This is a genomic window from Streptomyces sp. NPDC057253, assembly GCF_042669125.1.
GTDB lineage: Bacteria > Actinomycetota > Actinomycetes > Streptomycetales > Streptomycetaceae > Streptomyces.
In genome coordinates, this window is the sequence record NZ_JBHUXV010000109.1 from 1 (window position 1) to 12,333 (window position 12,333).

Annotated in this window: 12 protein-coding genes; 11 read left to right on the forward strand and 1 reads right to left on the reverse strand. The window is 69.9% G+C overall.

Annotated features, from left to right (window positions below; all coding sequences use genetic code 11):
* Positions 1 to 56 precede the first annotated feature (56 nt).
* Positions 57 to 557, reverse strand: coding sequence for a transcriptional regulator BldD (gene bldD, locus ACFULQ_RS38380; protein WP_003956405.1), 501 nt, complete (start codon positions 555 to 557; stop codon positions 57 to 59).
* Positions 558 to 809: 252 nt separating this feature from the next.
* Between bldD and pyrR the strand changes: the two genes are divergently transcribed.
* The 11 genes from pyrR (at position 810) to rpoZ (ending at position 12,320) form a co-directional block, all read left to right on the forward strand.
* Positions 810 to 1,385, forward strand: coding sequence for a bifunctional pyr operon transcriptional regulator/uracil phosphoribosyltransferase PyrR (gene pyrR / locus ACFULQ_RS38385; protein WP_383553338.1), 576 nt, complete (start codon positions 810 to 812; stop codon positions 1,383 to 1,385).
* Between the two features lie 81 nt (positions 1,386 to 1,466).
* On the forward strand, positions 1,467 to 2,444 hold the full coding sequence (locus ACFULQ_RS38390) for an aspartate carbamoyltransferase catalytic subunit (protein WP_383553341.1): 978 nt from the start codon (positions 1,467 to 1,469) through the stop codon (positions 2,442 to 2,444).
* A 5-nt stretch (positions 2,445 to 2,449) separates the two neighbouring features.
* Positions 2,450 to 3,736, forward strand: a complete 1,287-nt coding sequence (locus ACFULQ_RS38395; protein WP_383553343.1) for a dihydroorotase — start codon at positions 2,450 to 2,452, stop codon at positions 3,734 to 3,736.
* On the forward strand, positions 3,733 to 4,299 hold the full coding sequence (locus ACFULQ_RS38400; protein ID WP_383553345.1) for a hypothetical protein: 567 nt from the start codon (positions 3,733 to 3,735) through the stop codon (positions 4,297 to 4,299). The genes ACFULQ_RS38395 and ACFULQ_RS38400 overlap by 4 nt, the downstream gene beginning before the upstream one ends.
* Complete coding sequence (carA, locus tag ACFULQ_RS38405) at positions 4,296 to 5,450, forward strand: glutamine-hydrolyzing carbamoyl-phosphate synthase small subunit (RefSeq protein ID WP_383553348.1); 1,155 nt, start codon at positions 4,296 to 4,298, stop codon at positions 5,448 to 5,450. Before ACFULQ_RS38400 ends, carA begins: the two co-directional genes overlap by 4 nt.
* Positions 5,443 to 8,751 carry a carbamoyl-phosphate synthase large subunit gene (gene carB, locus ACFULQ_RS38410; protein WP_383553352.1) on the forward strand — a complete coding sequence of 1,103 codons (3,309 nt, stop codon included), beginning with the start codon at positions 5,443 to 5,445 and terminating at the stop codon, positions 8,749 to 8,751. The genes carA and carB overlap by 8 nt, the downstream gene beginning before the upstream one ends.
* Before the next feature lie 70 nt (positions 8,752 to 8,821).
* Positions 8,822 to 9,922 (forward strand): quinone-dependent dihydroorotate dehydrogenase, encoded by a 1,101-nt coding sequence (locus ACFULQ_RS38415; RefSeq protein WP_383553354.1) that lies wholly within the window; start codon positions 8,822 to 8,824, stop codon positions 9,920 to 9,922.
* On the forward strand, positions 9,919 to 10,764 hold the full coding sequence (gene pyrF, locus ACFULQ_RS38420; protein WP_383553356.1) for an orotidine-5'-phosphate decarboxylase: 846 nt from the start codon (positions 9,919 to 9,921) through the stop codon (positions 10,762 to 10,764). Before ACFULQ_RS38415 ends, pyrF begins: the two co-directional genes overlap by 4 nt.
* Before the next feature lie 314 nt (positions 10,765 to 11,078).
* A complete protein-coding gene (locus tag ACFULQ_RS38425) occupies positions 11,079 to 11,402 on the forward strand; it encodes an integration host factor (protein WP_003977346.1) in 324 nt (107 codons plus the stop codon).
* A 36-nt stretch (positions 11,403 to 11,438) separates the two neighbouring features.
* Positions 11,439 to 11,996 carry a guanylate kinase gene (gmk, locus tag ACFULQ_RS38430; protein WP_020138108.1) on the forward strand — a complete coding sequence of 186 codons (558 nt, stop codon included), beginning with the start codon at positions 11,439 to 11,441 and terminating at the stop codon, positions 11,994 to 11,996.
* 51 nt (positions 11,997 to 12,047) lie between these two features.
* Complete coding sequence (gene rpoZ / locus ACFULQ_RS38435; protein ID WP_003988945.1) at positions 12,048 to 12,320, forward strand: DNA-directed RNA polymerase subunit omega; 273 nt, start codon at positions 12,048 to 12,050, stop codon at positions 12,318 to 12,320.
* The last annotated feature ends 13 nt before the right edge of the window (positions 12,321 to 12,333 follow it).

Genomic DNA, 12,333 nt, shown 5'->3' on the forward strand with positions numbered 1-12,333 from the left:
GAACCGTGAAGTTCCGGCCACCCCGGCGGCACGTTTCTGCTGAGGCTGGGAGCGGCTCAGCTCTCCTCGTGGGACACCGCGCGACGCGCGTCCGCGTCCAGCACGCCCCAGCTGATCAGCTGCTCGGTGAGGACCGAGGGCGACTGGTCGTAGATGACGGCGAGTGTGCGCAGGTCGTCCTGGCGGATCGAGAGCACCTTGCCGTTGTAGTCACCGCGCTGGGACTGGATCGTCGCGGCGTACCGCTGGAGGGGGCCCGCCTTCTCGGCCGGGACGTGGGCCAGCCGCTCCAGGTCCAGGACCAGCTTCGGCGGCGGCTCGGCGGCCCCGCCCGGAGTCGTGCCGGGCAGCAGCTCCTGCACCGGAACGCCGTAGAAATCCGCCAACTCGGCAAGGCGCTGCACGGTCACCGCGCGGTCGCCACGCTCGTACGAACCGACCACGACCGCCTTCCAGCGTCCCTGGGACTTCTCCTCGACACCGTGGAGGGAAAGGCCCTGCTGGGTGCGGATGGCCCGAAGCTTGGCCCCGAGCTGTTTGGCGTATTCGCTGGACATATAGCTCCCCGGACACTGGATCGACGCGGCTGCAGTGGTCCCGAGCCGCGCGCTGGTAACTCACTGTGAGGTTACGCAGCGTGACGCTTCTGCGTCAAGCCGAATGGTCCACACCGACTCTTCCGTGGTCGCGGGGGTCGATTGCGCCAAGGGGGTGACATGAGGCGCCGAACCGGCCTGCTACCGTGGATGGCGCAAATCCGACGTCCTTTAAGGTCCGTCCCGTGAGGCGGAGAAGGAGGTCCGTTTCGTATGGACAAGCAGGACACTTCTGATATGGGCGCGTCCGATGCCCGGCCCGTTCTCGAGGCCCCCGACATCGCGCGCGTGCTGACCCGCATCGCCCACGAGATCGTCGAACGCGCCAAGGGCGCCGACGACGTGGTGCTCCTCGGCATTCCGACCCGGGGCGTCCATCTCGCCCAGCGGCTCGCCGCCAAGCTGGAGGAGATCACCGACCGCAAGATCCCGGTCGGTTCGCTCGACATCACCATGTACCGCGACGACCTGCGCATGCACCCGCCGCGCGCGCTGGCCCGCACCGAGATCCCCGGTGACGGACTCGACGGCCGCCTGGTCGTGCTCGTCGACGACGTGCTCTTCTCCGGCCGCACCATCCGCGCCGCCCTGGACGCCCTGAACGACATCGGGCGCCCCCGCGCGGTGCAGCTCGCGGTCCTCGTCGACCGGGGCCACCGCGAACTGCCCATCCGCGCCGACTACGTCGGCAAGAACCTCCCCACGTCGCTGCGGGAGACGGTCAAGGTCCAGCTCGCCGAGGAGGACGGTCGCGACACCGTGCTGCTCGGTGTGAAGCAGACCCAGTAGCGAGCCCCGCGGCACGCCTCGCGTCGGCGTGCCCACGCTTGCCCGGAATCTCCCCCTGAACTGCCTTACGGAGCCTGACAGATGCAGCGTCATCTCATCTCGGCCGCCGACCTCACCCGCGACGACGCCGTCCTGATCCTCGACACCGCCGAGGAGATGGCCCGGGTCGCCGACCGGCCGATCAAGAAGCTGCCGACCCTGCGCGGCCGCACGATCGTCAACCTCTTCTTCGAGGACTCCACGCGCACGCGTATCTCCTTCGAAGCCGCCGAGAAGCGCCTCTCCGCGGACGTCATCAACTTCACCGCCAAGGGCTCCAGCGTCTCCAAGGGCGAGTCCCTCAAGGACACCGCGCAGACCCTGGAGGCCATGGGCGTCGACGCGGTCGTCATCCGCCACGGTGCCTCCGGGGCGCCCTACCGCCTCGCCAACTCCGGCTGGATCGACGCCGCCGTCATCAACGCGGGCGACGGCACCCACCAGCACCCCACCCAGGCCCTCCTCGACGCGTTCACCATGCGCCGCCGGCTCGTCGGGCGGGACGCCGGGATCGGCCAGGACCTCTCCGGCAGGCACATCACGATCGTCGGGGACGTCCTGCACAGCCGGGTCGCCCGCTCCAACGTGGACCTGCTGCACACCCTCGGGGCCGAGGTCACCCTCGTCGCCCCGCCCACCCTGGTGCCGGTCGGCGTCGAGACCTGGCCCTGCGAGGTGTCGTACGACCTCGACAGCACGCTCGCCAAGTCCGACGCGGTGATGATGCTGCGCGTGCAGCGCGAGCGCATGAACGCCGCGTTCTTCCCGACCGAGCGCGAGTACTCCCGGCGCTACGGCCTGGACGGCGACCGCATGGCGCGGATGCCGGAGCACGCCATCGTGATGCACCCGGGGCCCATGGTCCGGGGCATGGAGATCACCGCCGAGGTCGCCGACTCGGACCGCTGCACCGTCGTGGAGCAGGTCGCAAACGGAGTCTCCATCCGGATGGCCGTTCTGTACCTGCTGCTCGGGGGAAATGAGCCCGCCGTCAGCCACACCCGTATCGAGGAGAAGTAAGTCACATGAGCAAGATCCTGATCCGTGGTGCGAAGGTCCTCGGCGGCGAGCCGCAGGACGTGCTGATCGACGGTGCCGTCATCGCCGAGGTGGGCGCCGGGCTGTCCGCCGAGGGCGCCGAGGTCGTCGAGGCCGCCGGCAAGGTGCTGCTGCCGGGCCTCGTCGACCTGCACACCCATCTGCGCGAGCCGGGCCGCGAGGACTCCGAGACGGTGCTGACCGGCACGCGCGCGGCGGCGAGCGGCGGCTACACGGCCGTGTTCGCCATGGCCAACACCTTTCCGGTCGCCGACACCGCCGGTGTGGTCGAGCAGGTCTACCGGCTCGGGCAGGAGCACGGCTACTGCGATGTGCAGCCCATCGGTGCCGTGACCGTCGGTCTGGAGGGCAAGAAGCTCGCCGAGCTCGGTGCCATGCACGAGTCGGCGGCCGGCGTCACCGTCTTCTCGGACGACGGCAAGTGCGTCGACGACGCCGTGATCATGCGCCGCGCCCTGGAGTACGTGAAGGCCTTCGGCGGGGTCGTCGCCCAGCACGCGCAGGAGCCGCGGCTGACCGAGGGCGCCCAGATGAACGAGGGGATCGTCTCCGCCGAGCTGGGCCTCGGCGGCTGGCCCGCGGTGGCCGAGGAATCGATCATCGCCCGGGACGTCCTGCTCGCCGAGCACGTCGGCTCGCGCGTCCACATCTGCCACCTGTCGACCGCCGGGTCCGTCGAGATCGTCCGCTGGGCCAAGTCCCGCGGCATCGACGTCACCGCCGAGGTCACCCCGCACCACCTGCTCCTCACCGACGAGCTGGTCCGGTCGTACAACCCGGTCTACAAGGTGAACCCGCCGCTGCGCACCGAGCGGGACGTGCTGGCGCTGCGCGAGGCGCTCGCCGACGGCACGATCGACATCGTCGCCACCGACCACGCCCCGCACCCCCACGAGGACAAGGACTGCGAGTGGGCCGCGGCCGCCATGGGCATGGTCGGTCTGGAGACCGCGTTGTCAGTGGTGCAGGAGACCATGGTGGACACCGGGCTCCTCGACTGGGCCGGGGTCGCCGAGCGCATGTCCGTCAAGCCCGCGAAGATCGGGCGGGCGGCGGGCCACGGCCGTCCCGTCTCGGCTGGTGAGCCCGCCAACCTCACGCTGGTCGACACGGAATACCGTGGGTCGGTGGACCCCGAGGGCTTCGCCTCGCGCAGCCGCAACACTCCGTACGAGGGGCGTGAGCTGCCGGGCCGTGTCACCCACACCTGGCTCCGGGGCAAGGCCACGCTCGTCGACGGGAAACTCACGTGACACCTCTGATCCTGCTCGCGGCCGAGAAGAAGTCGGCCGAGGTCACCGACTGGGCCGCCCGTATCGGCTGGCTCGTCGGTCTCGCCCTCTTCGTCGCGCTCGTCTACTGGCTGATGCGCGAGGGCTGGAAGTGGCGCGGCACCCTCCAGGGCGACCTCCCCGAGCTCCCCACCGTGCCGGACGACCCGGGCCCGGCCAGACTGACCATGAGCGGCCGCTACCACGGCTCCACCACGGCGGGGCAGTGGCTCGACCGGATCGTGGCGCACGGCCTGGGCACCCGCAGCCGGGTCGAGCTCACGCTCACCGACGCGGGACTGGACGTCGTACGCCCCGGCGCGAGCGACTTCTTCATCCCGCGCGCGGCCCTCAGGGAAGCACTGCTCGGCAAGGGCATCGCCGGCAAGGTCCTGACCGAGGGCGGCCTGCTCCTGGTGACCTGGGCGCACGGCGAACGGCTGATCGACTCGGGCTTCCGGTCCGACCACGCGGCCGAGCACACCGAGTGGGTCGACGCGATTAACTCCATGATCAACAAGACGGAAACGGAAGGCGCACGATGACGACCTCCACCAGGGGAACCTCGAAGGTTCCCGCCGTACTCGTCCTGGAGGACGGCCGGATCTTCCGCGGCCGTGCCTACGGGGCCGTGGGGGAGACCTTCGGTGAGGCCGTGTTCTCCACCGGCATGACCGGCTACCAGGAGACCTTGACCGACCCGTCGTACGACCGCCAGATCGTCGTCGCGACCGCCCCGCAGATCGGCAACACCGGCTGGAACGACGAGGACGACGAGTCCCGCCGCATCTGGGTCTCCGGCTACGTGGTGCGCGACCCCGCGCGCGTGCCGTCCAACTGGCGCGCCAAGCGGTCCCTGGACGACGAACTGGTCGCGCAGGGCGTGGTCGGGATCTCCGGCATCGACACCCGCGCCCTCACCCGCCACCTGCGCGAGCGCGGCTCGATGCGGGCCGGCGTCTTCTCCGGCGAGGCCGTGGCCCCCGACGCCGAGCTCGTCGCGCGCGTGCAGGCCCAGCCGCACATGAAGGGCGCCTCGCTCTACGAGGAGGTCGCCACCAAGGAGACGTACGTCGTCCCCGCGGTCGGCGAGAAGAGGTTCACCGTCGCCGCGATCGACCTCGGCATCAAGGGCATGACCCCGCACCGCATGGCCGAGCGCGGCATCGAGGTGCACGTCCTGCCCGCCACGGCGAGCGTCGAGGACGTCTACGCGGTGAACCCGGACGGCGTGTTCTTCTCCAACGGCCCGGGCGACCCGGCCACCGCCGACGGTCCGGTCGCGCTGATGACCGCCGTGCTGGAGCGCAGGACGCCCCTGTTCGGCATCTGCTTCGGCAACCAGATCCTCGGCCGCGCGCTCGGCTTCGGCACCTACAAGCTCAAGTACGGCCACCGGGGCATCAACCAGCCCGTGCAGGACCGTACGACCGGCAAGGTCGAGGTGACCGCGCACAACCACGGGTTCGCCGTGGACGCGCCGCTCGACAAAGTCAGCGAGACGAAGTTCGGCCGCGCCGAGGTCTCCCACGTCTGCCTGAACGACAACGTCGTGGAGGGCCTCCAGCTGCTCGACCAGCCGGCCTTCTCCGTCCAGTACCACCCCGAAGCGGCAGCCGGCCCGCACGACGCCGCCTACCTGTTCGACCGCTTCACGTCTTTGATGAGCACCGTCATGGAGGGCCAGCGTGCCTAAGCGCACCGATATCCAGTCCGTCCTGGTCATCGGCTCCGGCCCGATCGTCATCGGCCAGGCCGCCGAGTTCGACTACTCCGGCACGCAGGCGTGCCGGGTCCTGAAGGCCGAGGGCCTGAGGGTCATCCTGGTCAACTCCAACCCGGCCACGATCATGACCGACCCGGAGATCGCCGACGCCACCTACGTCGAGCCGATCACCCCGGACTTCGTCGAGAAGATCATCGCCAAGGAGCGCCCGGACGCCCTGCTGCCCACCCTGGGCGGCCAGACGGCCCTGAACACCGCGATCTCGCTGCACGAGGCCGGCACCCTCGACAAGTACGGCGTGGAGCTGATCGGCGCCAATGTCGAGGCGATCAACAAGGGCGAGGACCGCGACCTCTTCAAGGGCGTCGTCGAGGAGGTCCGCAAGAAGATCGGGCACGGCGAGTCCGCGCGCTCGGTCATCTGCCACTCCATGGACGACGTCCTGGCGGGCGTCGAGACGCTGGGCGGCTACCCGGTCGTCGTCCGCCCGTCCTTCACCATGGGCGGCGCCGGCTCCGGCTTCGCGCACGACGAGGAGGAGCTGCGCCGCATCGCGGGCCAGGGCCTCACGCTCTCGCCGACCACCGAGGTGCTCCTGGAGGAGTCCATCCTCGGCTGGAAGGAGTACGAGCTGGAGCTGATGCGCGACAAGCACGACAACGTCGTGGTCGTCTGCTCCATCGAGAACTTCGACCCCATGGGCGTGCACACCGGCGACTCGATCACCGTCGCGCCCGCCATGACGCTCACCGACCGCGAGTACCAGGTGCTGCGCGACGTCGGCATCGCGATCATCCGCGAGGTCGGTGTCGACACCGGCGGCTGCAACATCCAGTTCGCGGTGAACCCCGAGGACGGTCGCGTGATCGTCATCGAGATGAACCCGCGCGTGTCGCGCTCCTCGGCGCTCGCCTCCAAGGCGACCGGCTTCCCGATCGCCAAGATCGCCGCGAAGCTCGCCGTTGGCTACACCCTGGACGAGATCCCGAACGACATCACCGAGCAGACCCCGGCATCCTTCGAGCCGACGCTCGACTACGTCGTCGTCAAGGCCCCCCGGTTCGCCTTCGAGAAGTTCCCCTCCGCCGACTCCACCCTCACGACCACCATGAAGTCGGTCGGCGAGGCCATGGCCATCGGCCGGAACTTCCCCGAGGCCTTCCAGAAGGCGCTGCGCTCGCTGGAGAAGAAGGGCAGCCAGTTCACCTTCGTGGGCGAGCCCGGCGACAAGAAGGCGCTCCTGGAGGAGTCCGTACGGCCCACCGACGGCCGGATCAACGCCGTCATGCAGGCCATCCGCGCGGGCGCCACGCCGGAGGAGGTCTTCGAGTACACCAAGATCGACCCCTGGTTCGTCGACCAGCTCTTCCTGATCAAGGAGATCGCGGACGAGCTCGCCGCCGCCGAGCGCCTGGACGCCGACCTGCTCGCCGAGGCCAAGCGGCACGGCTTCTCCGACCAGCAGATCGCCGAGATCCGGGGCCTGCGCGAGGACGTGGTGCGCGAGGTGCGGCACGCGCTGGGCGTGCGCCCGGTCTACAAGACGGTCGACACCTGCGCCGCCGAGTTCGCCGCGAGGACGCCGTACTTCTACTCCTCCTACGACGAGGAGAGCGAGGTCGCGCCGCGCGAGAAGGAGGCCGTCATCATCCTGGGCTCCGGCCCGAACCGCATCGGCCAGGGCATCGAGTTCGACTACTCCTGCGTGCACGCCTCCTTCGCGCTGTCCGACGCCGGGTACGAGACCGTGATGGTCAACTGCAACCCGGAGACCGTCTCCACCGACTACGACACCTCCGACCGGCTGTACTTCGAGCCGCTCACCCTGGAGGACGTCCTGGAGATCGTCCACGCCGAGCAGCAGGCGGGGCCCGTCGCGGGCGTCATCGTGCAGCTCGGCGGCCAGACCCCGCTCGGCCTGTCGCAGGCGCTCAAGGACAACGGCGTGCCGGTCGTGGGCACCTCGCCCGAGGCGATCCACGCCGCCGAGGACCGCGGCGCCTTCGGGCGGGTCCTCGCCGAGGCGGGCCTGCCGGCCCCCAAGCACGGCACCGCCACCACCTTCACCGGCGCCAAGGCCATCGCGGACGAGATCGGCTACCCGGTCCTCGTCCGGCCCTCCTACGTCCTCGGCGGCCGCGGCATGGAGATCGTCTACGACGAGACCCGCCTGGAGGCCTACATCGCCGAGTCGACCGAGATCAGCCCCTCACGGCCGGTCCTCGTCGACCGCTTCCTGGACGACGCCATCGAGATCGACGTCGACGCTCTCTACGACGGCCAGGAGCTGTACCTGGGCGGCGTGATGGAGCACATCGAGGAGGCCGGCATCCACTCCGGCGACTCGGCGTGCGCGCTGCCGCCCATCACCCTGGGCGGCCACGACATCAAGCGGCTGCGGGCGTCCACGGAGGCCATCGCGAAGGGTGTCGGGGTCCGCGGGCTCATCAACATCCAGTTCGCGATGGCCGGCGACATCCTCTACGTCCTGGAGGCCAACCCGCGCGCGTCCCGCACCGTCCCCTTCACCTCGAAGGCGACCGCGGTGCCGCTCGCCAAGGCCGCCGCGCGGATCTCACTGGGCGCGACCGTCGCCGAACTGCGCGCCGAGGGCCTGCTGCCGGCCCACGGCGACGGCGGCGAGCTCCCGCTGGACGCGCCGATCTCCGTCAAGGAGGCCGTCATGCCGTGGTCGCGCTTCCGCGACATCCACGGCCGCGGCGTCGACACCGTCCTCGGCCCGGAGATGCGCTCCACCGGCGAGGTCATGGGCATCGACTCGGTCTTCGGCACGGCGTACGCCAAGTCGCAGGCGGGTGCCTACGGCCCGCTGCCCACCAAGGGCCGCGCGTTCATCTCGGTCGCCAACCGCGACAAGCGTTCGATGATCTTCCCGGCCCGTGAGCTGGTCGCGCACGGCTTCGAGCTCCTCGCCACCTCCGGCACCGCCGAGGTCCTCAAGCGCAACGGCATCAACGCCACGGTGGTGCGCAAGCAGTCCGAGGGCCCCGGCCCGGGCGGCGAGAAGACCATCGTCCAGTACATCCACGACGGCGAGGTCGACCTCATCGTCAACACCCCCTACGGCACCGGCGGCCGCCTCGACGGCTACGAGATCCGTACGGCGGCCGTGGCGCGGTCGGTCCCGTGCCTGACGACGGTCCAGGCGCTCGCCGCCGCCGTCCAGGGCATCGACGCCCTCAACCACGGAGACGTGGGCGTCCGCTCGCTCCAGGAACACGCGGAACACCTGACCGCGGCCCGCGACTAGCGGCCCTGAGGGGGACACCGGAAACGGTGTCCCCCTCTTCGTGAGGACACCCATGTCGTCGTGAGGAACCATGTACAAGATCTTCTTCAACCTCGTCTTCCAGCGCATGGACCCCGAGAAGGCCCACCACCTGGCCTTCCGCTGGATCCGCCTGGCCGCCCGCGTCCCCGTGCTGCGCACGTTCGTCGCGGCCGCCCTCGCGCCCCGCCACAAGGAGCTGCGCATTGAGGCCTTCGGGCTGCGCATGCACGGCCCCTTCGGCCTGGCCGCCGGCTTCGACAAGAACGCGGTCGCCGTCGACGGCATGGCGATGCTGGGCTTCGACCACATCGAGATCGGCACGGTCACCGGGGAGGCCCAGCCGGGCAACCCCAAGAAGAGGCTGTTCCGCCTCGTGCCGGACCGCGCGCTCATCAACCGCATGGGCTTCAACAACGAGGGCTCGCTGGCCGTGGCGGCCCGGCTGGCGTCCCGTGAGCCGGTCTTCAAGACCGTGGTGGGCGTCAACATCGGCAAGACCAAGGTCGTTCCGGAGGCGGAGGCCGTCGGCGACTACGTGAAGTCCGCCGAGCGGCTCGCGCCCTTCGCCGACTACCTCGTCGTGAACGTGTCGTCGCCCAACACGCCCGGCCTGCGCAACCTCCAGGCCGTCGACCATCTGCGTCCGCTCCTGACCGCCGTGCGCGAGGCCGCCGACCGCATCGTCGCGAACCGCCGGGTCCCGCTCCTGGTCAAGATCGCGCCCGACCTCGCCGACGAGGACGTCGACGCGGTGGCCGACCTGGCCGTCGAGCTCGGGCTGGACGGCATCATCGCCACCAACACCACCATCGCCCGCGAGGGCCTGAAGTCCGAGGCCTCCCTGGTGAAGGAGACGGGCGGGCTCTCCGGAGCGCCCCTCAAGGAGCGCTCCCTGGAGGTCCTCAGGCGCCTGTACGCGCGCGTGGGCGACCGGATCACCCTGGTGGGCGTCGGCGGCGTCGAGAACGCCGAGGACGCCTGGCAGCGCATCCTGGCCGGTGCCACGCTGGTCCAGGGCTACAGCGCGTTCGTCTACGAGGGCCCCTTCTGGGGCCGGGCCATCCACAAGGGCCTCGCCGCACGCCTGCGCACGAGCCCGTACGCCACCCTCGCCGACGCGGTCGGCGCCGACGTGAGGAACACGGCATGACCTCGTACGAGCCCTTCGGTGCCCGCCTGCGCCGCGCCATGGACGAGCGCGGCCCGCTGTGCGTGGGGATCGACCCGCACGCCTCGCTGCTCGGCGAGTGGGGCCTGAACGACGACGTGGCCGGCCTGGAGCGGTTCAGCCGCACCGTCGTCGAGGCGCTGTCCGACCGGGTCGCCGTGTTCAAGCCCCAGAGCGCGTTCTTCGAGCGCTTCGGCTCGCGCGGGGTCGCCGTCCTGGAGAAGACCGTCGAGGAGGCCCGCGCGGCCGGTGCGCTGGTCCTCATGGACGCCAAGCGCGGCGACATCGGCTCGACCATGGCCGCGTACGCCGAGGCATTCCTGCACAAGGACTCGCCGCTGTTCTCGGACGCGCTGACCGTGTCGCCGTATCTCGGCTACGGCTCGCTGTCCCCGGCGGTCGCGCTGGCGCGGGAGAGCGGCGCCGGTCTGTTCGTGCTCGCGCTGACCTCCAACCCGGAGGGCGGCGAGGTCCAGCACGCGGTCCGCGCGGACGGCCGGAACGTCGGCGCGACCATGCTGGCCCATCTGGCCGCCGAGAACACGGGGGAGCATCCCCTGGGGTCCTTCGGTGCCGTCGTGGGCGCCACGCTCGGCGATCTGTCGTCCTACGACCTGGACATCAACGGCCCGCTCCTCGCACCCGGTGTCGGCGCCCAGGGGGCCACTCCGGCCGATCTGCCCCGCGTCTTCGGGAAGGCGATCGGCAATGTCGTCCCGAACGTCAGCCGGGGTGTGCTGCGGCACGGTCCGGACGCCGGCGCGCTGCGCACGGCCGCCGAGCGGTTCGCGGCGGAGATCCGGGCGGCCCTGCCGACGGGTTGACGAGGTTCGATTTTTTCGTTCGAGTCCTCCGACGAGTGGTTCGACCGGCGCTTCGACCGGTGCTTCGACGAGTGGTGCGAGGCCCGCTTGAGTCTGAATACATCCTCAAATCCGGGGCAGTATGTCAGGAATGTCCGACCTGGCGCAGGCTGACCAGGACTTTTCCGCTGTTCTCGCTGACTCTGGCGGAGTTGGCCGCTAGTCTCCGAGCAGAGTCAACGGGCAAGCGTGTTGCTCGTGGCTCCCCAGGTGTGGGGCGACTAGGTTCCTCACCGGTCCGTATCCGACAGTTCGACATCCGAGGTGACGTAGGCGTGGCTCTTCCGCCCCTTACCCCTGAACAGCGCGCAGCCGCGCTCGAAAAGGCCGCCGCGGCTCGCCGGGAGCGGGCCGAGGTCAAGAATCGACTCAAGCACTCCGGCGCCTCGCTCCACGAGGTCATCAAGCAGGGCCAGGAGAACGACGTCATCGGCAAGATGAAGGTCTCCGCCCTGCTCGAGTCCCTGCCGGGCGTGGGCAAGGTCCGCGCCAAGCAGATCATGGAGCGTCTGGGCATCTCCGAGAGCCGTCGTGTACGCGGCCTCGGTTCCAACCAGATCGCTTCGCTGGAGCGCGAGTTCGGCAGCACCGGTTCCTGAGCCCGGGCACCCCGGGTTTGCTGGAATAATCGCTGTATGAGTGAACGTCCGCGGCTGACCGTGCTCTCCGGCCCCTCAGGGGTCGGCAAGAGCACGGTCGTCGCCCATATGCGCAAGGAACACCCCGAGGTCTGGCTCTCGGTGTCGGCGACGACCCGCAGGCCCCGCCCCGGGGAGAAGCACGGCGTCCAGTACTTCTTCGTCACCGACGAGGAGATGGACAAGCTGATCGCCAACGGCGAGTTGCTGGAGTGGGCCGAGTTCGCCGGCAACCGCTACGGCACGCCGCGCGCGGCCGTGCTGGAGCGGCTGGAGGCGGGCGAGCCCGTCCTCCTGGAGATCGACCTCCAGGGCGCCCGGCAGGTTCGTGAGTCCATGACGGACGCCCAGCTGGTGTTCCTGGCTCCTCCCTCCTGGGAGGAGCTCGTGCGCAGACTCACCGGACGGGGCACCGAGCCGCCCGAGGTGATCGCACGCCGCCTGGAGGCGGCGAAGGTCGAACTGGCGGCTGAACCCGAGTTCGACGAGACCTTGGTCAACACCTCCGTCGAGGACGTGGCGCGCGAGCTGCTAGCCTTGATGGATGTGCTGTGATCGTCAACGGTCACTGACACTTATTCTTTCCCATCCATCGGAAGGTAGAGCGTGTCCTCTTCCATCTCCGCGCCCGAGGGCATCATCAACCCGCCGATCGACGAGCTCCTCGAGGCCACGGACTCGAAGTACAGCCTCGTGATCTACGCGGCCAAGCGGGCCCGCCAGATCAACGCGTACTACTCGCAGCTCGGCGAGGGCCTGCTGGAGTACGTCGGTCCGCTGGTGGACACCCACGTCCACGAGAAGCCGCTCTCGATCGCCCTCCGCGAGATCAACGCGGGTCTGCTGACGTCCGAGGCCGTCGAGGGCCCGGCGCAGTAGGACTTTCATATTG